Source organism: Bacillus sp. HMSC036E02 (assembly GCF_001836235.1).
Lineage (GTDB): Bacteria > Bacillota > Bacilli > Bacillales > Bacillaceae_G > Bacillus_A > Bacillus_A cereus.
This window is the reverse complement of sequence record NZ_KV827834.1, coordinates 35,121-57,210: the sequence shown is the minus strand read 5'-3', so window position 1 is coordinate 57,210 and position 22,090 is coordinate 35,121. Positions and strand designations below refer to the sequence as shown.

Below are 22,090 nucleotides of genomic sequence, written 5' to 3'. Positions count from 1 at the left end.
GTATAAGGGAGGAGCTTACCGATGTACCTTTATTTATCTCTTATTTTATTAGCTTTTACATTAAGCTTGGATAGCTGTAGTGTAGGGCTAACATATGGTTTAAGAAGCGTAAGAATTCCACTAAGATCAATTATAATTATCGGAATGTGTTCAGCGGCTGTTATGCTTGTTTCAATGGGAATTGGACATATGATCGCGAAAGTATTTTCACCTGTTATCGCAACGCGTATCGGTGGGCTTGTTCTTATTGGAATAGGGATTTGGGTATTATATCAATTTTTTCGAAGTGAGAAAAAAGAAGAACCGAAGCAAGAGGAGAAGGTCTGGAAATTAGAGATTGCCTCGCTAGGGCTAGTGATTCAAATTTTAAGGAAACCGACTGTAGCAGATTTTGATAAATCAGGCACCATTTCTGCAGGAGAAGCATTGCTTCTTGGTATCGCTCTTTCTGTAGACTCATTTGGTGCCGGAATTGGTGCATCTTTATTAGGGTATGCACCCGCTATGATGGCGATATTAGTTGCAATTATGAGTTCTTTGTTTTTATTTATTGGAATGAAACTTGGAACGGTTTTATCGAATATGAAGTGGTTACAAAAATTTACATTCCTGCCTGGAGTATTACTCATTATTATTGGAATTTGGAAAATGTAACTATGGGCGTGGAACATTAGTTTCGCGCCTTTTATTATGAGGAGGATTATGATGACAGTAGTAATTGGATTAACAGGAGGCATTGCAAGCGGAAAAAGTACAGTATCTCAAATGTTTCGTGAACTGAGTATACCAGTAATTGATGCAGATATTATTGCACGAGAAGTTGTAGAGCGAGGAAAACCAGCATATAACAAAATAGTAGAAGTATTTGGAACGGAAGTGTTACAAGAAGATGGAGAACTAGATCGTCCAAAACTAGGAAGTGTCGTTTTCTATAATGAAGAAAAACGATTGCAGTTAAATAAAATTGTTCATCCTGCAGTACGTGAGGAAATGAATAGGCAAAAGGAAATGTACATAAAAGAAGGTATGCAAGCAGTTGTGTTAGATATTCCTCTCTTATTTGAAAGTAAATTAACAAGTCTCGTTGACCGCATTTTAGTTGTAGCGGTTAAGCCGCATACGCAATTAGAACGTTTAATGAAACGAAATAACTTTTCAGAAGAAGAAGCAACAGCTCGTATTCAATCTCAAATGCCGTTAGAAGAAAAAGTGAAAAATGCAGATGAAGTGATAAATAATGATGGCACAATTATGGGAACGAAAACACAATTGCAGGTAATTTTAAGGAAGTGGAACATTATTGACTAAAAAATTGTGAAATTAATGAAAATGCTTAGTGACATATCTCCTTTTTGTGTTATACTATTATTGGGATTGGAGATAAATAGTATAACGCATTCAAGGGGGATAACATATTATGACTCGTGTGGCAATTAATGGATTTGGACGTATTGGGAGAATGGTATTTCGTCAAGCAATAAAAGAAAGCGCATTCGAAATTGTAGCAATCAATGCAAGCTATCCATCTGAAACGTTAGCACACTTAATTAAATATGATACAGTTCATGGCAAGTTTGACGGAACAGTAGAAGCATTTGAAGATCACTTATTAGTTGATGGAAAAATGATTCGCCTTTTAAACAACCGCGATCCAAAGGAATTGCCTTGGACAGATTTAGGTGTTGAAGTTGTAATTGAAGCAACTGGTAAATTTAATTCAAAAGAAAAAGCAATTCTTCACGTTGAAGCTGGAGCGAAAAAAGTTATTTTAACAGCGCCTGGTAAAAATGAAGATGTAACAATTGTAGTTGGTGTGAACGAAGACCAATTAGATATTACAAAACATACTGTTATTTCAAATGCATCTTGTACAACAAACTGTTTAGCGCCTGTTGTGAAGGTGTTAGATGAGCAGTTTGGAATTGAAAACGGTTTAATGACGACAGTTCACGCTTATACAAATGACCAAAAAAATATTGATAACCCACATAAAGATTTAAGAAGAGCACGTGCTTGCGGACAATCAATCATTCCGACAACGACAGGTGCTGCGAAAGCGCTAGCAAAAGTTCTTCCACATTTAAACGGAAAACTTCATGGTATGGCACTTCGTGTACCAACACCAAACGTGTCTCTTGTTGACTTAGTAGTAGATGTAAAACGTGATGTGTCAGTTGAAGCTATTAACGATGCATTCAAAACTGTTGCAAACAGTGCGCTTAAAGGTATTGTAGAATTCAGCGAAGAGCCTTTAGTATCTATCGACTTTAATACAAATACACACTCAGCTATTATCGATGGTTTATCTACAATGGTAATGGGTGATCGTAAAGTGAAAGTACTTGCTTGGTATGATAACGAGTGGGGCTACTCTCGTCGTGTTGTAGATCTTGTAACGTTAGTTGTTGAAGAATTAGCGAAACAAGAAAATGTACAACATATTTAAGTGAATAAGGGGAGGGCAAGTGAATATTTGCCCTCTTCTTTTATTTTTTTCTAAAAAGGTAAAAATTATAGGAGTATATTTTCGAAAGTGGACATACCACGAAACGTTGTGATTACTGTATTTGTGAATCATTTATTTTTTTTAGGGAAAAGTAAAGAGGAAAATATGACAGAAAATCGAAAAAACTGTTGTTGCAAAATGAAAATAAACAAAGTATACTAACACTCGTAAACTTAAGAGCTGAGGTACGTAGTCACTACTTAAAGGGTTAGGACCTCTCTGGACTAACTTTCCCCCGTGGTAGTGGAGCAAGCCAAATTGCAAATTAGTTTTCAATTCGAACAGTTAGAATAAATTTACAAGGGGGAACTGTAGAATGGATACTATGGATACGATGGGTCGTCACGTGATTGCTGAACTTTGGGATTGCGATTTCGACAAACTGAATGACATGCCGTATATTGAACAATTATTTGTGGATGCAGCACTAAAAGCTGGTGCTGAAGTGCGTGAGGTTGCTTTCCATAAATTTGCACCACAAGGTGTAAGTGGAGTAGTAATTATCTCGGAATCACATTTAACAATTCATAGCTTTCCGGAGCACGGTTACGCAAGTATTGATGTTTATACTTGTGGGGATCGTATTGATCCAAATGTTGCTGCAGAATATATTGCAGAAGGTTTAAACGCGAAAACGCGTGAGAGCATCGAGCTTCCTCGAGGCACTGGTAGCTTCGAAATTAAGCAGAGAGAAACAAAAGCTCTTTAAAAAAGAACATAATTGATTTAAAATGTAAAGAGGTGTATAATGCACCTCTTTTTTAGTTTATAAAAAAGGAAAAATATAACGTACTCGTTAGTTGAATAAATTGGATTCTTGCAAATGAGGTAGTGCTCTATATACCATCTTATTTTTAAGGATGAGATGATAAAGTGATGCGCTGAAACTTAAAGTGGTAAGAGAGTTAGAATGAGTTATATAATATTGTATATATATTTTAGGTGAAGTGAGTAGAGAAAAATAAAGAGTATAGTGTAAAGGAGTGAATGTATTGCGTTGTCCATCCTGTTCTCATAATGGTACAAGAGTGTTAGATTCGCGTCCGGTAGACGAGGGGCGCTCTATTCGAAGAAGGAGAGAGTGTGAAAGCTGCTTAAGTCGCTTTACGACCTTTGAAAGGGTAGAAGAGTCACCTCTTATCGTTGTAAAAAAAGAAGGCACACGAGAAGAGTTTAATAAAGAAAAGATTCTACGTGGTTTAATTAAAGCGTGTGAAAAAAGACCAGTATCTTTAAGACAATTAGAAGAAGTAACACAAAGCGTGGAACGTGAACTGCGTAATTTAGGTATATCAGAAGTGAAAAGTGATATGATTGGTGAAATTGTCATGGAAGAGCTTCGCGATATTGATGATGTTGCTTACGTACGTTTTGCTTCTGTATATCGTCAATTTAAAGATTTAAATGTATTTATTGAAGAATTAAAAGATATACTGCAAAAAGAAAGAGAGTAGAAGTTGTATTTTATTCTCTTTACATACCGTAAGTAATAGGATAAGAGAGCTAGAAGCGCAAGCTAATAGCTCTTTTTCACTAAGAATTTATATAATAAAGATAGAACGTATGAAGTAGAGGATAGATTGGATGAGAGAAAGGAAAAGCAAGAATGGAAAAACAGTCATGGATGGAGCTATTGCCGATTGATCGTTATAAAGTAAGTGCGAAAGGGCTACTGCACAATTACGACCGAAAAGTGTTAACGATGTTGTATCAGCCGTTAATAGGTAGTAGAGCTTTTAGCTTATACATGACACTATGGGGAGAGCTAGAGCAAGATCGTGTATTTGGAAAAGAGAATACGCATCATTCCCTTATGGTGACTATGCAAATGCAACTTCCTGAAATATATGAGGAACGAGTAAAGTTAGAGGCAATTGGGCTATTGAAGGTGTATATTAAGAAAGAAAAAGATATTCGAATGTTCATATATGAGTTGCAACCACCTTTATCTCCGAAGCAGTTTTTTGATGATATTGTTTTAAGTATCTTTTTATACAATCGATTGAGCCGGACAAAATATAATCAAGTAAAGCAATATTTCTTAGAAGAAGAATTTGATTTTGCTTCTTATGAAAATGTTACGCGTTCTTTCAATGATGTGTTTGGTTCGTTTAATCCAGGACAGCTGGAGCATGCGCAAGAAGACCTTCGTATTCCAAAAACGACAACTATGCCAAGTAACGAGAAGGGAGACGCTCCGAAAGTTTGGAATGATTTCTTTGATTTCTCTTTATTTGTAGATGGATTGTCCGCTCTTGTTCCTAAAAAGGCGATTACAGATCAAGTGAGAGACTGCGTTATAACACTTGCTTACGTGTATGGTGTAGATGTGTTATCGATGCAAAATATCGTTCTTGGTGCAGTGACAGAGATGCAAACAATTGATACGGAAAGGCTTAGAAAAGGAGCGCGCGATTGGTATCAATTTGAAAATGGTCAAGCATTACCGGTATTAAGTGAAAGAGTACAGCCTCATGCTGCACGTACGATGAAAGAGAAAGAGCCTTCATCGCAAGAGGAGATGTTAATAAAGCAGCTAGAGGAAATCTCGCCAAAACAACTATTGAAAGAGATTTCTGGTGGTGCAGAGGCAACGAAAGCGGACTTGCAGATTGTTGAAGATGTCATGATTAATCAAAAATTGACACCAGGAGTTGTGAATGTACTTATTTATTACGTTATGCTACGCTCAGATATGAAACTTGCGAAAACGTATGTCGAGAAGATTGCTGGGCATTGGGCACGTAAAAAGGTCGGTACAGTAGCGGACGCGATGGCGTTAGCGAAAGAAGAGAACCGTCAATATCAAGAGTGGGCTGAGACGAAGAAAAAAGGCCGTACGGCGAAGAAAACGGTGCGGAAAGAAATGGTGCCAGATTGGCTTAAGGAAGAAGAGCCGAAAGAACAAGAGAAAGAAACAGAGAAGAAAGATATAAATGTAGAAAAAGATGCAAGTACGCTAGAAGATGAAAGAAAACGACTAGAAGAAGTGTTAAAAAAATATAAGCGTGATTAATAGAAGAGAATGAACGCTCTTTGAGGTGAGAAAATGGAGCATATTCAAAATTCATTTGCAAAATTAATGGAAAATGAAAACTTTAAAAATAGATATGAAGTACTAAAGGCAGAAGTAATGGCGCATCCGCGTGTGAAAGAATTTATAGACGAACATAAGGGTGAAGTAACGACTTCTATGATTGAGCGCAGTCTTGTGAAGTTATATGAATATATTGGACAAAGTGTAGGTTGCGTGGATTGTCCGGATTTAGGTTCATGTAAAAATATGCTACAAGGTTATGAGCCAAAGCTTGTTATTCAAGGGAAGATGATTGATATTCAATACGATCGCTGCGTTAGAAAAGTAGCGCATGACGAGAGAAAGAAATATGAAAAACTCGTTCAAAGTGTATATATGCCAACGGATATTTTGCAGGCAACTATGGAAAACTTAGACCCTTCTGATTTAAATGCACGTATCGATGCAATTGGTGCAGCGAATGAATTTTTAAGTACATATGAACCAGGTAAAAAAGCACAAGGTTTATATTTGTACGGTAAATTTGGTGTAGGAAAAACGTACCTTTTAGGAGCAATAGCGAACGAGCTTGCTCGAAAGAAAATAAGTTCGATGCTCGTATACTTCCCGGAATTTTTACGTGAAATTAAAAGTTCAATTCAAGATAATTCGATTGGTGAAAAGATTGATGCGGTTAAACGCGTACAAGTTTTAATGTTAGACGATATCGGGGCAGAAGCGATGTCAAGCTTTGTGCGTGACGATGTGCTTGGTGCAATCTTGCAATTCCGTATGTTAGAAAACTTACCGACGTTCTTTACGTCTAATTTTGATTTTAAACAACTGGAACACCATTTAACGTATACGCAGCGTGGTGAGGCTGAAGAAATGAAAGCAGCACGTATTATGGAAAGAATTAAATATTTAGCGAAACCAATTCCAATTGGTGGGAAAAACCGTCGTCATAAGTAAAAGAGTAAGCTTCTCAGCTTGCTCTTTTTTTGTATTATAGTGATATTTTCTTTTCGAATATGAGATCGAAATATTCAGGTTGTCCAGAACTGCCAAACGTAGGGGCAACAATCTGTACGAACCTCCAGCCATCTCTAGCATGTTCTTGAATAATTTCTTGGTAGTCTTCAGCTGGTTTTGAGCGAGTGAACCCCCAATGTAATTCGACTTTTACGAATTTATATTCAAACATTCAGATACACCATTTTATTGATAAGTAAAGTATACAATAAAAATTCATAGTAGCTTGTATCATTTTTTTCTCCCTCCCTTAATATATATAAAATTAGCAAGCCATATTGAGTGGATTTTCTAACGATAGGAAATGTGATTCTACTAAGAGTGAAATTCACGCGGGACGGACTCTTATAGGATTTGTAACGTATAGATACAGTCCTTTAGAGCGGGGATAAAAGGGGGGACAAAAGTGATTGAAATTTGCTTCGAAGAAAAAAATGATGCTATGCACGTATATAGACAATTGCTGAAAAGAGCGGAAGTGTTATATAAGGAAACGAGTGTGTATTTACAGGAACAAAAAGTGGTGATTCACATACCAGTACGTGAATCGAATTATATTGAAAAAATCTTATTGCCAGTAATGGTGTATTTCATTGTGAATGTGAAACAAAATGAGTGGATTTATACGATTTTAAAAGAAAAGTTTTTTTATGAAGAACAAGAAGAGTGTCATCAAATATTGCACATGGCACATGAGATTTTAAAGGGAAGAAGAAAAGGTGTAGCTCAGGATTTAACGCGTAACGCATTTGAGTCATATATTAAGTCTTCTTTAAATAATTGGCTTTGTGATCCGCTCTCATTCTCGTTTTCATCATATATCCGTTTTCGTCTTCGTACATATAGGGAAATGGTGGCTAAACTTGCGGAAGTGGCAATTGATGAATATAAGATGGAGCAAGAATACCAAATGTTCATTGAGACGCTTCGGCAACAAGTAAGTAGCCGTAAATCACGTTTGTCTTGCGTGCATCTTATTTTTGATGAAAGCTTTATCTTTTATGATGATAAAGGTAGACGTTTAAAACAGGAGAAGTTGGTCCAATATATAGATGAGGAATTATTAAAGCAAAATGATGTATATATTGATACGAAAGTAATTGCGCCGCTTCTTTCTATTTCGCCTAAAAAGATTTATTTATATACGAAAGAACAAGACCATAATATGATTATTACTTTGCGAAATGTGTTCCAAGAACGGGTCCAATTACATGGATTACATGATTTTGAGCGCAATGTGAAAAATTTAAAAAATAAAGGTAACGCCCTTGATTTTCTAAGTTTTTGAGCATATAATTACCTACATAAATGAAATATATTGAAATGTCATGATGAGGACATGAGTAGTTTTCTACGATTTTCAGAGAGGGAAGCCTTAGGGTGTGAGCTTCCTAGTACGGGATTATTACTTACCACCTCTAAACTTTAGCAGTGAACGGTTTTTCTAGTAATTGCTAACGGACAACACCGTTATGTTGAACTTGAGCAATTAACAATTATGTTAATTGGAACAAGGGTGGAACCACGAATTCAACACTCGTCCCTTTTTACGGGATGAGTGTTTTTTATTTTGAGAAAAAGAGGAGTGACCAGTGATGGCAGATGTAGTTAAAATTACTTTCCCTGATGGAGCTGTGAAGGAGTTTCCAAAAGGCGTAACAACTGAAGAAATCGCAGCTTCTATTAGCCCAGGCTTAAAGAAAAAAGCTGTAGCTGGAAAATTAAACGATGAGATGATCGATCTTGTTACACCAATCGAAGAAGATGGTGCAGTTTCTATCATTACATTAGATTCTGAAGATGGCCTATATATATTACGCCATTCAACAGCCCACCTTTTAGCACAAGCGTTAAAACGTTTATATAAAGATGTTAAGGTTGAGCTTGGCATTGGTCCAGTAATTGAAAATGGCTTCTACTACGATATTGATATGGAAGAAGCAATTACAGTTGAAGACTTCAAGAAAATCGAAAAAGAAATGCAAAAAATCGTGAACGAGAACTTAGAAATCGTTCGTCATGAAGTACCACGTGCAGAAGCAATTCGTCGCTTTGAAGAAATCGGCGATGAGTTAAAATTAGATTTAATTAACGATCTTCCAGAAGATGCAGTTATTTCAATCTATGAGCAAGGCGAATTTTTCGACCTTTGTCGTGGTGTTCACCTTCCATCTACAGGGAAAATTAAAGTGTTTAAATTATTAAGCGTTGCAGGTGCTTACTGGCGCGGCGATAGCAATAATAAAATGCTACAACGTATTTACGGTACTGCATTCGTTAAGAAAGCAGAATTAGATGAGCACTTACGTATGCTTGAAGAAGCGAAAGAGCGCGATCACCGTAAATTAGGTAAAGAATTAAAACTATTTACTAATAGCCAAAAAGTAGGACAAGGTTTACCACTTTGGTTACCAAAAGGTGCAACAATCCGCCGCATTATCGAGCGTTACATCGTTGATAAAGAAGCAAGCTTAGGCTATGATCACGTATATACTCCAGTACTAGGGAGCAGAGAGCTTTATGAAACTTCTGGTCACTGGAACCACTACCGTGATGGCATGTTCCCATCAATGGAAATGGATAACGAAGAATTAGTTCTTCGTCCAATGAACTGTCCTCATCATATGATGGTTTATAAAAATGATATTCACAGCTACCGTGAATTACCAATCCGTATTGCAGAACTTGGAACAATGCACCGTTATGAAATGTCAGGTGCGTTATCTGGATTACAACGTGTACGCGGAATGACTTTAAACGATGCGCACATTTTCGTTCGTCCAGATCAAATTAAAGAAGAGTTAAAACGTGTTGTAAACTTAACTCTAGAAGTGTACAAAGATTTCGGTTTAGAGAACTACTCATTCCGTCTATCTTACCGCGACCCAGCAGATACTAAAAAGTATTATGCGGATGATGAGATGTGGGAAAAAGCACAAGGTATGTTAAAAGAAGCTATGGATGAAATGGGTCTTGATTACTATGAAGCTGAAGGTGAAGCGGCATTCTACGGTCCAAAACTTGATGTTCAAGTTCGTACTGCTCTTGGAAAAGACGAAACACTTTCAACTGTACAATTAGACTTCTTACTTCCAGAACGCTTTGAATTATCATACGTTGGTGAAGACGGTAAACAACATCGTCCAGTTGTAATTCACCGTGGTGTTGTATCAACTATGGAACGTTTTGTAGCCTTCTTAATTGAAGAATACAAAGGTGCATTCCCAACATGGTTAGCTCCAGTTCAAGTACAAGTAATTCCAGTTTCTCCGCAAGTACATTTAGACTATGCGAAAAAAGTACAAGACGAATTGCGTCGTGCTGGTATCCGTGTTGAATTAGACACTCGTGAAGAGAAGATAGGTTACAAAATCCGTGAAGCACAAATGCAAAAAATTCCGTACATGCTTGTAGTAGGTGACAATGAAGTAACTGAAAACGGCGTAAACGTACGTAAATATGGTGAACAAAAATCAGAAACAATCGCATTAGATGCTTTTGTTGACATGATTAAAGTAGAAGGAAAACGATAAGAAAAAGCCGCGGTATACCGCGGCTTTTTTATGTAATATACTCGAGAGAAATTAGAAAAAATAACCATGTGACACTTATCATAAAAAAGTATTGCAAGTATGTTAGTTGTTTGTTACAATATTTCTTGTTGTTAGTAAAACACATCGCGTCTTCTTGACAGACGTCATGTCCTATGATAAACTCATCAAGGATAATAGAATATTGTTTTGTGGAACAAGTAGAAGCACCCGCTTCTCACCTGATGGACGCATTCGCAGTTAACAGGTAAATGTATTTCTTACTTAAGATTTTACAAGTGTGGGTGTCGTATGCCCGCACTTTTTTTGTTCGGGTTCTATGACTACAAAATATGTTCTGAGAAAACCTTGGAGGTGGCTTACTATTAGCAAGGATATGATGATTAACGAGCAAATTCGTGCACGTGAAGTACGTTTAGTTGGCGCAAATGGCGATCAACTTGGAATCAAGTCTCGTAATGACGCTTTAGACTTAGCTGCAAATCTTAATCTTGATTTAGTATTAGTTGCTCCAAATGCGAAACCGCCAGTATGCCGCATTATGGACTACGGTAAATTCCGCTTTGAGCAACAGAAGAAAGAAAAAGAGCAGCGCAAAAATCAAAAAGTAATTAGCATGAAAGAAGTTCGTTTAAGTCCAACAATTGATGAACACGACTTTAACACAAAACTTCGTAATGCTATCAAGTTTTTAGAGAAAGGCGACAAGGTTAAAGCGTCAATTCGCTTTAAAGGACGTGCCATTACTCATAAAGAAATCGGTCAACGTGTTTTAGATCGCTTCTCAGAAGCTTGTGCTGAAGTTAGTACAGTTGAATCTAAGCCTAAAATGGAAGGACGCAGTATGTTCTTAGTTTTAGCACCGAAAAACGATAAGTAATAGATAGAGGAGGAAATACCTATGCCTAAACAAAAAACTCATCGCGGCGCTGCAAAGCGTTTCAAAAAGACTGGATCAGGTAAACTGAAACGTTCTCACGCTTACACAAGCCATTTATTCGCTAACAAATCTACAAAAGCTAAACGTAAACTACGTAAAGCTGGTGTAGTAAGCGCTGGTGACTTCAAACGCATTCGTCAAATGCTTGACAACTTAAAATAAGTTCGGCTGATATATAGAACAATTAGGAGGTAATATTATGCCAAGAGTAAAAGGTGGTACAGTTACTCGTCAACGTCGTAAAAAAGTAATTAAATTAGCAAAAGGTTACTACGGTTCAAAAAATACATTATTCAAGGTTGCTAACCAACAGGTTATGAAATCTCTAATGTATGCATTCCGTGACCGCCGTCAAAAGAAACGTGACTTCCGTAAATTATGGATTACACGTATCAACGCAGCAGCTCGTATGAATGGTCTTTCTTACAGCCGCTTAATGCACGGTCTTAAAAATGCTGGCATCGAAGTTAACCGCAAGATGCTTGCTGACTTAGCTGTTCATGACGAAAAAGCTTTCGCTGAATTAGCAACAGTTGCAAAAAACAACATTAACTAATTAATTAGTTGAAACCTTAGAAGAATTTTCTTCTAAGGTTTTTTTATTTGTATTCAAATAGAAGTTAGAAGTGAAAGAAATTCTAAAGATTAACGACTATGTCGTTATCAATATGACAAAATCAATATAAAAGTTATAGCAGTATAGAAGAATATACATATGAAGTCAGGAGAATACTCCTGGCTTTTTTCAATTCTGCTCGTTTGGAAAGAAGAGTATCTTTCCTAGCCGAAACGACACTGCTATAATGGAAAGATGATATGGAACTTTCATCAGATGAACAATTTAAGAGCGATGACTGAAACGTATTTGTAAATTAAGGACAAGCTATTTTATAAAGAGTTAGATAGCTGACTTATTCATAAGAACTGAAACATAATAATGAACTTTGAGATGAAACAACATTGTTGCGTAAAATGCGATGTTGGAGGAGGACAATAGAATGGACTTACTACAACTATTTAAATTACAAAAAGAATTAGATGACCGTATTGCAAAAGAACATGACTTACAACCGAAAAAATTGTTAAAAGAAAAAATGTTAGCTCTTCTTGTAGAAATTGGAGAACTTGCAAATGAAACACGTTGTTTTAAATATTGGAGCAACAAACCAGCATCGGAACGTGAAGTAATATTAGAAGAATACGTAGATGGTTTGCATTTTATTTTATCAATCGGAATTGATTTAGGTATTGATAAAAACTTTCTATTCTATAAATGTGCACAAACGAATAAAACACAAGTGGAAATTTTCTTAGACACATATGCGAAAGTAATTCGTTTTACAGATCAACCATCTATTACAAACTATATTGAATTATTTACGAGCTATCTTCGACTTGGACAAGCACTTGAATTTGAGCAAGAAGAGATTGAAAAAGCATATTTAGATAAAAATGAAGTAAATCATCAGCGTCAAACACAAGGATACTAATTTAATTTTTGAATATTTCAATTTAATTATTGTATAATGAATTGACTGAAGAAAAAGGAGGGTGTTGGCAATGACAAAATTAGACGCGACATTGACAATGCTAAAAGAATTAACGGACGCACGTGGTATTGCTGGTAACGAACGTGAACCACGTGAAGTAATGAAGAAATATATCGAGCCGTTTGCGGACGAACTTTCTACTGATAATTTAGGGAGTTTAGTTGCAAAAAAAGTAGGGGAAGAAAACGGCCCAAAAATTATGGTTGCAGGTCATTTGGATGAAGTTGGATTTATGATTACACAAATCGATGACAAAGGTTTCCTTCGCTTCCAAACGGTTGGTGGCTGGTGGTCACAAGTTATGCTTGCGCAACGCGTGACGATTGTAACGCGTAAAGGAGATGTAACAGGTGTAATTGGTTCAAAACCACCGCACATTTTACCTCCAGAAGCTCGTAAAAAGCCAGTTGAAATTAAAGACATGTTCATCGATATCGGTGCTTCTAGCCAAGAAGAAGCAATGGAGTGGGGCGTACGACCAGGAGATCAAGTTGTACCTTACTTTGAATTCCAAGTGATGAAGAATGAAAAAATGTTACTTGCAAAAGCATGGGATAACCGAATTGGTTGTGCAATTGCAATTGACGTATTAAAACAATTAAAAGGTGAAAAGCATCCAAACGTTGTATACGGCGTTGGAACTGTACAAGAAGAAGTTGGTCTTCGTGGGGCAAAAACATCTGCGAATTATATTAAACCAGATATCGCGTTCGCAGTAGATGTTGGTATCGCTGGAGATACACCGGGTGTAACGTCAAAAGAAGCGCAAAGTAAAATGGGCGATGGACCACAAATTATTTTATATGATGCTTCTGTTATTGGACATACAGGTTTACGTGATTTCGTAGTTGATGTTGCTGATGAATTACAAATCCCGTATCAATATGATTCAGTAGCGGGCGGAGGAACGGATGCGGGTGCGATTCACATTGCTGTAAATGGTATTCCTTCTATGGCAATTACAATTGCAACGCGCTATATCCATTCTCATGCGGCAATGTTACACCGTGATGATTATGAAAATGCAGTGAAGTTAATTGTAGAAGTTATTAAACGTCTTGATAAAGAGGCTGTACATAACATTACATTTAATTAATAGAAAAAGCGAAGGAGATTCTCCTTCGCTTTTTTATGTTTTAAAAAGGCCGTTCTAATCCTGCTGCAGTATGAGCGCCTAAAATAATTAAACGAGTTAATTGCATCGCCATAAAATGCGGAGTATATATCATTCCTCTTTTTAACCATGACATAATCATTCCGATGTGAGCCCCTGTAACATAACTAATCAAAATATCACGAGGAACCATAAGATCTTCATCATCTGGTTGTGAAATAGACAAGCTTAATGTTAAATGCACTTGTATTGTTTTCATCATTTTATAAGAGTAGTTTCCGGCAGCTTTATCCCCAAGCATAACGTTATAAAAGTTTACATTTTCTGCGATATGTTCGAATAAAGCCAAAAATGTAGGGTGAGGTGAATCAAATGTAAGTTGAAAATCTTCTTTATTTCTATTTTTCGGTTTAATTACTTCTGCTAGCTTCTCTAACATTTCTTCAATACTTTTGTCTAATAGGTCATATTTATCATGGTAATGGCTATAAAATGTAGCGCGATTTACAGGAGCGCGTTCTGCGATATGTTGCACAGTTACATTTTCAAAGCCTTTTTCGCCTACTAAAGCGACAAAAGCATCCTGAATGAGTTGTCTCGTTCGCTTTACACGTGGATCATTTGTATTTTTAATAGACATTTTTCTTCTCCTCGTTTAATTTTCTACACTTAAACAACATATTGGTATTATATTGTTGTTTAAGCGACATTTCATACGTAAATTGTCGGTTGTAGATTCAAAATAATTATTTATAATTATAAACGATAGTCCTTCAGAAATCAGCACCGCTCGCAGGTAGATAAATTTCGATTTACGCTGCAGATGGTGTGATTTTTTTGTTAAAAGGTTAATATAATTAACAATTAAACAATCTAAACAATAAGGACATAAATAGTTTAGAAAAAAATTATATGCGATATAAGGAGAGGAATGCAATGAATCAGTTTCGAAGAATGGTAATTATCAACATTATCACATTAATTGTACTAGTTGGCGGCGGTATTGGCGGTTATTACTATTACAACCAAACGGAAAATTACTTAAAAACAGACAATGCAAAGATTGATGGGAAGGTAATTCCGGTTGCTTCACCAGTAGCAGGTAAACTAACTGACTGGAAAGCTGAAGTAGGAAAAAATTATAATGAGAACGATAAACTAGGTACTGTTACTGTAGCGGCAGCTAATGGAGAACAAACAGTAGATGTAACAATTCCACAAAATGCAACGGTTGTACAATCAAACGCAACAACAAATGCTTTCGTTGGAGCTGGTAGCCCGATTGCTTACGCATTCGATATGAACAATTTATGGGTAACAGCAAACATTGAAGAAACAGATGTTGATGATGTTCAAAAAGGTCAAGATGTAGATGTGTATGTAGATGCATACCCAGATACAACGTTAACAGGAAAAGTAGAACAAGTTGGCTTAACAACAGCGAATACATTCTCTATGTTGCCATCAAGCAACGCAACAGCGAACTATACGAAAGTAACACAAGTAGTACCAGTTAAAATTTCTTTAGATCATAGCAAATCAGTAAATATTGTTCCTGGCATGAATGTGACAGTTCGTATTCATAAGTAAGGGGGAGATGAGATGTCCTCAATTGTAATTGCAGGATATGCACTATTTTGTATAATCGTCTTCTTCCTTGTAAATCGTCTTTTGCGAAAGAAAAAAACGAAAATGGGAGAAGAACAAGTCCCAGCCGTAAGTAAAATAGAAATAAGTAAAGTTGAAACAGAAGAGAAAGAAATTGAACGAAAGCAAGAATCGGAAATTTCTAATGTAGTTGAGTTAGAAACAGGAAAGCAAGAAGAAGTAAAACAAGAAAAAGAAGTGCCGAAAAAACAAATGTCTACGCCTGTAGAGAATGTGAACGTAAAAGCAGTTGTAGCTGTATTAATTCTCGGCATGTTCGTTTCTATTTTAAACCAAACAATTATTAACGTTGCATTACCTCCGTTAATGAATGAATTTAACGTATCAACTTCAACAGCACAATGGTTAATTACAGGCTTCATGCTTGTAAATGGTATTTTAGTACCGATTAGTGCATTTTTAGTTTCACGATTTACGTATCGTAAATTATTCGTAGCAGCAATGTTATTCTTCACGGTAGGATCTATCATTTGTGCTACTTCCGGAAACTTTACGATGATGATGACGGGCCGTGTTATTCAAGCGGTTGGTGCGGGTATTTTAATGCCGGTTGGTATGAATATCTTCATGACATTATTCCCGCCTCATAAGCGCGGAGCAGCGATGGGATTACTAGGTGTAGCGATGATTTTAGCTCCAGCTATCGGGCCAACTGTAACAGGTTGGGTAATTGAAAATTACAGCTGGAACTTAATGTTCTATGCGATGTTTATTATCGGTTTAATTATTACGTTCCTATCTTTAAAATTCTTTACACTAGCTCAGCCAGTGTCTAAAACGAAATTAGATATATTCGGTGTGGTTAGTTCAAGTATTGGACTAGGAAGCTTATTGTACGGATTTAGTGAAGCTGGAAATAATAGTTGGACTAGTGCAGAAGTTGTTATTTCACTTATCATTGGTGTAATTGGTTTAGCGTTATTTATTTGGAGAGAGTTAACAACGGACAATAAAATGCTTGATTTACAAGTATTTAAATATCCAGTATTTACTTTCACTTTAGTAATTAACGCAATCGTTACGATGGCATTATTCGGAGGTATGTTATTGCTTCCAGTATATCTGCAAAACATTCGTGGCTTTACGCCAATTGAATCTGGTTTACTACTTCTTCCAGGATCATTAATTATGGGGATCATGGGACCAGTAGCGGGTAAATTATTCGATAAATATGGCATTCGTCCATTAGCGATAATTGGATTGGCAATTACGACGTATGCGACATATGAATTTACAAAATTATCGATGGATACACCGTATAGCGTTATTATGACGGATTATATTATACGTTCAATTGGTATGTCATTCATTATGATGCCAATTATGACGGCTGGTATGAACGCGCTGCCGATGAAATTAATTTCTCACGGTACAGCAACGCAAAATACGTCAAGACAAGTAGCGGGTTCAATCGGAACAGCGATTTTAATTACACTTATGACGCAACAAACGACTGCTCACGTAGCAGATTACGGCAACATGTTAACAACATCAAACCCAATTTTAGTTGATAAAATACACGGCATGGGGCAAAGTTTAGCGGCCTTAGCTGGATCAGCTCAAGCAGGAGACGCGATGAGCACACAACTATTATATGGACAAATTTCAAAGCTATCTGCAATTAACGGTATTAACGATGCCTTCTTAATCGCAACGATACTAGCAGGTATCGCTTGGGTGTTATCGTTCTTCTTACCATCAGGCAATAAACCAAATAGAAAAGCAGGGAATTAAATTCCCTGCTTTTTTGTGTTCTTTATGCAGTTAAATATAAAAGCTGGTAACCAGCTACGGAGCACAGCCCTGTTATAAACAAAATTGTTCCCATAGCACGAATACTTGATATTTGTCTGCCGCTTATAATAGCTAATAGTCCAGCTAAAGAGAAGAGACCCCAATATAAAGTTCCTGAAATTGGAATCATCCCCTCTAAGTCTATTCCATAACCTATACAAATGATAGGAACAACGATAAGAGATATGCTAATGAAACCAGCTATAATAGTAAATGATTTACGACATTTCATACCAGAAATAATTAAAAAAATACCGACGATGAATTCGCATAACATTAAAGTAAAAGCTAAAATCATCCAAATTAATATTCCGAACACTTCTGTATTACCTCCGATTTGTGGGTTTCGAAAAAAGTTATATATAGAATCAATCACCTACAGACATGAGTACCCAGAAGATAACTCCTAATATACCAGCGATAAAAATAATGAATCCCATATTACGTATACTTTTAATTTTTGCTTGGAATCCACTTATCCCTGCTAATAATCCAGTTAAAGAAAATAGGGTCCAGTAAAGAGCAGTTGGAATGGGGAAGATTGTATCCATATTAATTCCTATACTTAAAAAAACAAAAGGTAGTGTGACAAAGGATAGGCTAAGTAGCCCCATTAAACCAACTAGTAATTTCCGATATTTAATTCCTGTTACTATTAAAAAAATACCACCAGCAATCCCGCATAGTAAGAGAAGTGGCGTGAAAAGCATCCAAATAACACTGAACATATGTAAACTCCCTTATATGAATTAAGTTATATTTTACTACATGAGGTTTATTTTGGATATTATTAATAAATATGTATAAATTGATAGAGATGAGAAGTGATCATACGAATTAATAAAAGAGGTATCGTGAGGATACCTCTTTCTAATTCAAGAATGCCAACAAATTATTCATAATATGAAATAACATAGCTGGAATAATGGATTTTGTTTTTTTACATAAAATAGCCATTAATAATCCCATGAAGAAAGTAATGACCATTACGCCAAGTGAGTATGTATGAGCGATACCGAAGAAGAAGCTTGTTATAATCGCTGCAATCCAAAATGGGAAGCGTTCTGAGAAAAAGCGAAGTATAAAGCCACGGAAAATAAGCTCTTCAAAAATTGGTGTGAGTATTGCAAAGCCGAGAAGTAATAATATTTGATACTGCTTAAAGACATCTAAGTTTAGTGCGGAAGATTGCTGCTTTGTTGCGTCTTGGAACACATAATTTAACAAGATGTAATTGAGTAAAATGTTTATAGCGAAGAAAAGAAGTAAGTATACGTATGTACGCCATTCTCTCAGTGCTTTAAAGTTAAATGATTGTAGTAGTAATTTTTTTGCGGGTTCGAATTTAAAAATGAAGAATAACAACACGGCTAGCTGTAATACAATACTTGCAGTATTTACGATAGATTCATACAGGGCAATTTGTTTTTTATCTGTAAGACCGGCTGTATAAATTGTTAAGGGCATTGCGAAGAACACAGTAATAAGTCCGGTTCCGAAAAAAGCGAATACAACGGAGCTAATAAATTGTCCCCATGACATAGAGTATTTCTGTTCATTAGAAAGTTGTGTAGCGGGTTGCATATGTAGAATCACCTCTTTATATTTGTATATTTAATTATAAGGTATTTTGTTTTCAGGCGTAATATTTAAATATTACATATAAAGGTGTATTTTCCATAAAATAATAAAAGAGGTATCACCCTGTAGTGATGCCTCTTTCTCATTGATAACTATGTTCTGTCTTGTTATTCAATTTTGCTTGCTCTATTTGCAATTCACGCTCTACCAATCGATCTAATTGCTGAATTGCTTTAAGTGCTTTTTCATAAGAAATTGTTCGATAATGATGCGCTCCGCCCGGTTCTTCATCTGCTTCATCTGCCCATTTAATAATATTTTGAAGCGATGTTCTTTCAATTTCTTGTTCCACTAAGAAAGAATCTGTATGAAGAAGAATTGCAATAGAAATTTCTTTTGCTAGTTTTGGATGTTCTCCTAATCTAATAAGTAATTTATGTGCTCTTTCAGCACCTTTAATTGCATGGATATCATTCTTTTTATATAAGTCATAATCCCATTCGCCGCCTGTGTACCACGTATGATGTCCGATATCATGAAGGAAGCCAGCTTTTGTGGCAGCATCGACTGAGGCGTGATGCTTTTTGGCTAGGTGAAACGCATGGTAAGCGACAGCGATCGCGTGGACCATTCCAGAACGGTTTACGTATTTTTGTGTAATGTGGTGTTTAAAAATTTGTTCAAGCGTAATACGGTGCATAAAACATTCACTCCTTTTATCTTATGGTGTATATGAAGAAAAATCGATCGGTTTAAATGTATTTTGAACATTGTACTCCATCATAGTTCGTTAGTAAAGTAGAAATGTTTAGGAGAAGAAAAAATTTTTCTGCAAAAAAATCACCTTAGCTTATGCAAAGGTGATTTTCAAATTGCTTATTTTTTTAATCCTTGCTCTAGTGTTTCTAACATTTCGTGCTTTTCATTTTCATCAGCGTTTTTCCAAATGACTTCAAATAAAACGCCAAGACCTGGAAGCATTTTTTCTTCACCGCTTTGAATTGCATCGACGATTGTTTCTTGTAATTGATCTTGTGAATTTCCAGATACATTCGCTAATACGGCACCGCGTAAATTAAAACTCATTGCTTTCACCTCTTCTTCAGAATTGAAACTGACGTTAGTTTTTGTTCTTTTTTATGTAAATATGTATGAAAAATAGGCTATAATGATAAGACAAGAAGAGAGGGAAATACATATTATGAAAAACATTGATTCAGTACAAAATCCGCGTGTAAAGCAGTGGAAAAAGTTGCAAACGAAAAAAGAACGCGATAAAAAAGGTTTATTTTTTGTAGAAGGATTCCACTTAGTCGAGGAAGCTTTGAAGGCAGGAATTGTAACAGAACTTATCGTTTCAGATCAGACAGACCTTCCGAAAGATTGGACAGTTAATGATGTGGAAATGTATATCGTACCTGAGGCGATTGTCAAAATACTTCGTGAAACAGAAACGACACAAGGTGTATTTGCTGTTTGTGAGAAGCATGAGAAAGAAGTAGCTCTTACTGATGGGAAATTCCTTTTATTAGATGGCCTGCAAGACCCAGGTAATTTAGGAACAATTATTCGTACAGCTGATGCAGCTGGTATTCACGCCGTTGTGCTTGGAGAAGGTTGTGTTGATGTTTACAATAGTAAAGTACTCCGCTCTACACAAGGCTCTATTTTCCACTTACCAATTGTAAAAGGGAACTTAGAAGAATGGGTAGACAAGTTAAAAGAAAACAACGTTCCTGTATATGGAACAGCTCTTGAAAATGGAGTTCCGTATGGTGAAGTAACGCCGGCTGGCAGTTTTGCATTAATTGTAGGAAATGAAGGAAATGGCGTACGCCAAGAAATTCTTGCAAAAACGGATCAAAACTTGTATATTCCGATTTACGGCGGGGCAGAATCATTAAATGTTGCGGTTGCAGCAGGGATTTTAACGTATTATTTGCAAAGCCCGGTTGCGAACAAATAAAAAACTTCTTATAATAAGTTGAAGTACATTATATTAAAAGTTAAATAACGAAAAACGTTGATAGAGAAGAGTAACTTACAAAATCGCCATATAGGGAGAGAGTGCCGTAGACTGAAAGCATTCTTATGGTAGACGGAAGTGAATTCACCTCTGGAGTTGACGCCAGGACCATGTATATGTAAAGGCGTTCCGGTCAGAATTGATCGTTATAACTAATGAGTGGGCAGACTTGTTCTGTCAATTTAGGGTGGTACCGCGAATTTACCTCGTCCCTTTTTGGGAGCGAGGTTTTTTTATTTTTAAAATTAGGAGGGTTCCAAAATGGAAGCACGTTTAAAAGAGCTAAAGCAAAAAGCGTTAGAGCTTATTGAAGAAGCGAAAGAGCTAAAGGGCTTAAACGACGTACGCGTAGCGTATTTAGGAAAAAAAGGCCCAATTACAGAAGTATTACGCGGCATGGGAAAATTGTCAGCAGAAGAGCGTCCACGTATGGGAGCATTAGTAAATGAAGTGCGTGAAGCGATTCAAACGCGTTTAGATGACAAAATTAGTAACTTAGAAAAAGCAGTAATCGAAGCGAAATTAGCTACTGAAACAATCGATGTTACACTGCCAGGTCGTCCTGTTGAAACAGGTTGTCACCATCCGTTAACAGCTGTTGTTGAGCAAATTGAAGATGTATTCATCGGTATGGGTTATGAAGTAGCTGAAGGAACAGAAGTAGAAAAAGACTACTACAACTTCGAAGCACTAAACTTACCGAAAGATCACCCAGCGCGTGATATGCAAGATACATTCTACATTACAGAAGAAACGTTACTACGTACACATACATCTTCTGTGCAAGCACGTACGATGGAAAATAATAAAGAAAAAGGCCCAATCAAAATTATTTGTCCTGGTAAAGTGTATCGCCGTGATGACGACGATGCGACGCATTCACATCAGTTCATGCAAATTGAAGGTCTTGTAATTGATAAAAACATTCGTATGAGTGACTTAAAAGGTACACTGCAAGTATTCGTGAAAAAGATGTTCGGTGAAGATCGTGAAATCCGTCTTCGTCCAAGTTTCTTCCCATTCACAGAGCCATCTGTAGAGATGGATATTTCTTGTATGATGTGTCATGGCAAAGGTTGCGGCACTTGTAAAGGAACTGGCTGGATTGAAATTCTAGGCGCAGGTATGGTTCACCCGAACGTACTTGAAATGGCTGGTTATGATTCAAAAGAATATCAAGGTTTCGCATTCGGTATGGGCGCAGAGCGTATCGCAATGTTGAAATACGGAGTAGATGACATTCGTCATTTCTATACAAATGATGTACGTTTCTTACAACAATTCAAACGAGCGTAAGGGAAGGAGAGGATAA

The 22,090-nt window shown here is 36.5% G+C and carries 25 protein-coding genes and 3 other annotated features; of the genes, 18 read left to right on the top strand and 7 right to left on the bottom strand.

The window, feature by feature from the left end; genetic code table 11:
• Positions 1-21 precede the first annotated feature (21 nt).
• From ytaF to dnaI, 7 genes are all read left to right on the top strand, one after another.
• Complete coding sequence (gene ytaF / locus HMPREF2590_RS10985) at positions 22-654, top strand: sporulation membrane protein YtaF (protein ID WP_000281743.1); 633 nt, start codon at positions 22-24, stop codon at positions 652-654.
• A 51-nt stretch (positions 655-705) separates the two neighbouring features.
• Complete coding sequence (gene coaE, locus HMPREF2590_RS10980; protein WP_000219316.1) at positions 706-1,308, top strand: dephospho-CoA kinase; 603 nt, start codon at positions 706-708, stop codon at positions 1,306-1,308.
• Between the two features lie 109 nt (positions 1,309-1,417).
• Positions 1,418-2,446, top strand: a complete 1,029-nt coding sequence (locus HMPREF2590_RS10975) for a glyceraldehyde-3-phosphate dehydrogenase (RefSeq protein ID WP_000198969.1) — start codon at positions 1,418-1,420, stop codon at positions 2,444-2,446.
• A 385-nt stretch (positions 2,447-2,831) separates the two neighbouring features.
• A complete protein-coding gene (speD, locus tag HMPREF2590_RS10970) occupies positions 2,832-3,215 on the top strand; it encodes an adenosylmethionine decarboxylase (protein WP_098413228.1) in 384 nt (127 codons plus the stop codon).
• A gap of 283 nt (positions 3,216-3,498) precedes the next feature.
• Positions 3,499-3,960, top strand: a complete 462-nt coding sequence (nrdR, locus tag HMPREF2590_RS10965) for a transcriptional regulator NrdR (RefSeq protein WP_001203687.1) — start codon at positions 3,499-3,501, stop codon at positions 3,958-3,960.
• Between the two features lie 152 nt (positions 3,961-4,112).
• Positions 4,113-5,522, top strand: a complete 1,410-nt coding sequence (locus HMPREF2590_RS10960; RefSeq protein ID WP_000415028.1) for a replication initiation and membrane attachment family protein — start codon at positions 4,113-4,115, stop codon at positions 5,520-5,522.
• Between the two features lie 33 nt (positions 5,523-5,555).
• Positions 5,556-6,494: a primosomal protein DnaI gene (gene dnaI / locus HMPREF2590_RS10955; RefSeq protein ID WP_000400104.1), complete on the top strand. Its 939-nt coding sequence runs from the start codon at positions 5,556-5,558 to the stop codon at positions 6,492-6,494.
• A 34-nt stretch (positions 6,495-6,528) separates the two neighbouring features.
• Here the strand turns inward: dnaI and HMPREF2590_RS10950 are convergent, their stop codons facing one another.
• A complete protein-coding gene (locus tag HMPREF2590_RS10950) occupies positions 6,529-6,726 on the bottom strand; it encodes a DUF4177 domain-containing protein (protein ID WP_000464456.1) in 198 nt (65 codons plus the stop codon).
• Between the two features lie 234 nt (positions 6,727-6,960).
• Between HMPREF2590_RS10950 and ytxC the strand changes: the two genes are divergently transcribed.
• The 7 genes from ytxC (at position 6,961) to HMPREF2590_RS10915 (ending at position 13,691) form a co-directional block, all read left to right on the top strand.
• Positions 6,961-7,842, top strand: a complete 882-nt coding sequence (gene ytxC / locus HMPREF2590_RS10945) for a putative sporulation protein YtxC (RefSeq protein ID WP_000569629.1) — start codon at positions 6,961-6,963, stop codon at positions 7,840-7,842.
• Between the two features lie 31 nt (positions 7,843-7,873).
• Positions 7,874-8,102, top strand: a binding site (T-box leader).
• 47 nt (positions 8,103-8,149) lie between these two features.
• Positions 8,150-10,087 (top strand): threonine--tRNA ligase, encoded by a 1,938-nt coding sequence (thrS, locus tag HMPREF2590_RS10940; RefSeq protein WP_000786083.1) that lies wholly within the window; start codon positions 8,150-8,152, stop codon positions 10,085-10,087.
• 210 nt (positions 10,088-10,297) lie between these two features.
• Positions 10,298-10,418: a sequence feature (ribosomal protein L20 leader region), on the top strand.
• Between the two features lie 63 nt (positions 10,419-10,481).
• On the top strand, positions 10,482-10,985 hold the full coding sequence (gene infC, locus HMPREF2590_RS10935; RefSeq protein WP_000973215.1) for a translation initiation factor IF-3: 504 nt from the start codon (positions 10,482-10,484) through the stop codon (positions 10,983-10,985).
• 21 nt (positions 10,986-11,006) lie between these two features.
• A complete protein-coding gene (rpmI, locus tag HMPREF2590_RS10930) occupies positions 11,007-11,207 on the top strand; it encodes a 50S ribosomal protein L35 (RefSeq protein ID WP_001125945.1) in 201 nt (66 codons plus the stop codon).
• A 37-nt stretch (positions 11,208-11,244) separates the two neighbouring features.
• Positions 11,245-11,601 carry a 50S ribosomal protein L20 gene (rplT, locus tag HMPREF2590_RS10925; RefSeq protein ID WP_001138362.1) on the top strand — a complete coding sequence of 119 codons (357 nt, stop codon included), beginning with the start codon at positions 11,245-11,247 and terminating at the stop codon, positions 11,599-11,601.
• Between the two features lie 442 nt (positions 11,602-12,043).
• Positions 12,044-12,535 (top strand): dUTP diphosphatase, encoded by a 492-nt coding sequence (locus tag HMPREF2590_RS10920; RefSeq protein ID WP_000365050.1) that lies wholly within the window; start codon positions 12,044-12,046, stop codon positions 12,533-12,535.
• A gap of 70 nt (positions 12,536-12,605) precedes the next feature.
• Positions 12,606-13,691 (top strand): M42 family metallopeptidase, encoded by a 1,086-nt coding sequence (locus tag HMPREF2590_RS10915; RefSeq protein WP_000163557.1) that lies wholly within the window; start codon positions 12,606-12,608, stop codon positions 13,689-13,691.
• A gap of 40 nt (positions 13,692-13,731) precedes the next feature.
• Here the strand turns inward: HMPREF2590_RS10915 and HMPREF2590_RS10910 are convergent, their stop codons facing one another.
• Positions 13,732-14,349, bottom strand: coding sequence for a TetR/AcrR family transcriptional regulator (locus HMPREF2590_RS10910; RefSeq protein WP_000023661.1), 618 nt, complete (start codon positions 14,347-14,349; stop codon positions 13,732-13,734).
• Between the two features lie 296 nt (positions 14,350-14,645).
• Here HMPREF2590_RS10910 and HMPREF2590_RS10905 point away from each other — a divergent pair, with 296 nt between their 5' ends.
• Together HMPREF2590_RS10905 and HMPREF2590_RS10900 are read left to right on the top strand one after the other, a co-directional pair.
• On the top strand, positions 14,646-15,299 hold the full coding sequence (locus HMPREF2590_RS10905; protein ID WP_001071419.1) for an HlyD family secretion protein: 654 nt from the start codon (positions 14,646-14,648) through the stop codon (positions 15,297-15,299).
• 12 nt (positions 15,300-15,311) lie between these two features.
• Complete coding sequence (locus tag HMPREF2590_RS10900; RefSeq protein WP_000095271.1) at positions 15,312-17,111, top strand: DHA2 family efflux MFS transporter permease subunit; 1,800 nt, start codon at positions 15,312-15,314, stop codon at positions 17,109-17,111.
• A 22-nt stretch (positions 17,112-17,133) separates the two neighbouring features.
• Here the strand turns inward: HMPREF2590_RS10900 and HMPREF2590_RS10895 are convergent, their stop codons facing one another.
• The 5 genes from HMPREF2590_RS10895 to sspI form a co-directional block, all read right to left on the bottom strand.
• Positions 17,134-17,490, bottom strand: coding sequence for a hypothetical protein (locus tag HMPREF2590_RS10895; RefSeq protein WP_009326389.1), 357 nt, complete (start codon positions 17,488-17,490; stop codon positions 17,134-17,136).
• A gap of 49 nt (positions 17,491-17,539) precedes the next feature.
• On the bottom strand, positions 17,540-17,899 hold the full coding sequence (locus HMPREF2590_RS10890; protein WP_000493174.1) for a hypothetical protein: 360 nt from the start codon (positions 17,897-17,899) through the stop codon (positions 17,540-17,542).
• 142 nt (positions 17,900-18,041) lie between these two features.
• Positions 18,042-18,755 carry a CPBP family intramembrane glutamic endopeptidase gene (locus HMPREF2590_RS10885; RefSeq protein ID WP_050822119.1) on the bottom strand — a complete coding sequence of 238 codons (714 nt, stop codon included), beginning with the start codon at positions 18,753-18,755 and terminating at the stop codon, positions 18,042-18,044.
• Between the two features lie 139 nt (positions 18,756-18,894).
• Positions 18,895-19,452, bottom strand: a complete 558-nt coding sequence (locus HMPREF2590_RS10880) for an HD domain-containing protein (RefSeq protein WP_000554786.1) — start codon at positions 19,450-19,452, stop codon at positions 18,895-18,897.
• 176 nt (positions 19,453-19,628) lie between these two features.
• Positions 19,629-19,838 (bottom strand): small acid-soluble spore protein SspI, encoded by a 210-nt coding sequence (gene sspI, locus HMPREF2590_RS10875; RefSeq protein WP_000009509.1) that lies wholly within the window; start codon positions 19,836-19,838, stop codon positions 19,629-19,631.
• Positions 19,839-19,920: 82 nt separating this feature from the next.
• Between sspI and HMPREF2590_RS10870 the strand changes: the two genes are divergently transcribed.
• Together HMPREF2590_RS10870 and pheS are read left to right on the top strand one after the other, a co-directional pair.
• On the top strand, positions 19,921-20,718 hold the full coding sequence (locus HMPREF2590_RS10870; protein ID WP_001986644.1) for a TrmH family RNA methyltransferase: 798 nt from the start codon (positions 19,921-19,923) through the stop codon (positions 20,716-20,718).
• Positions 20,719-20,766: 48 nt separating this feature from the next.
• Positions 20,767-20,995, top strand: a binding site (T-box leader).
• A gap of 44 nt (positions 20,996-21,039) precedes the next feature.
• A complete protein-coding gene (pheS, locus tag HMPREF2590_RS10865; RefSeq protein ID WP_000388219.1) occupies positions 21,040-22,074 on the top strand; it encodes a phenylalanine--tRNA ligase subunit alpha in 1,035 nt (344 codons plus the stop codon).
• Positions 22,075-22,090 lie beyond the last annotated feature (16 nt).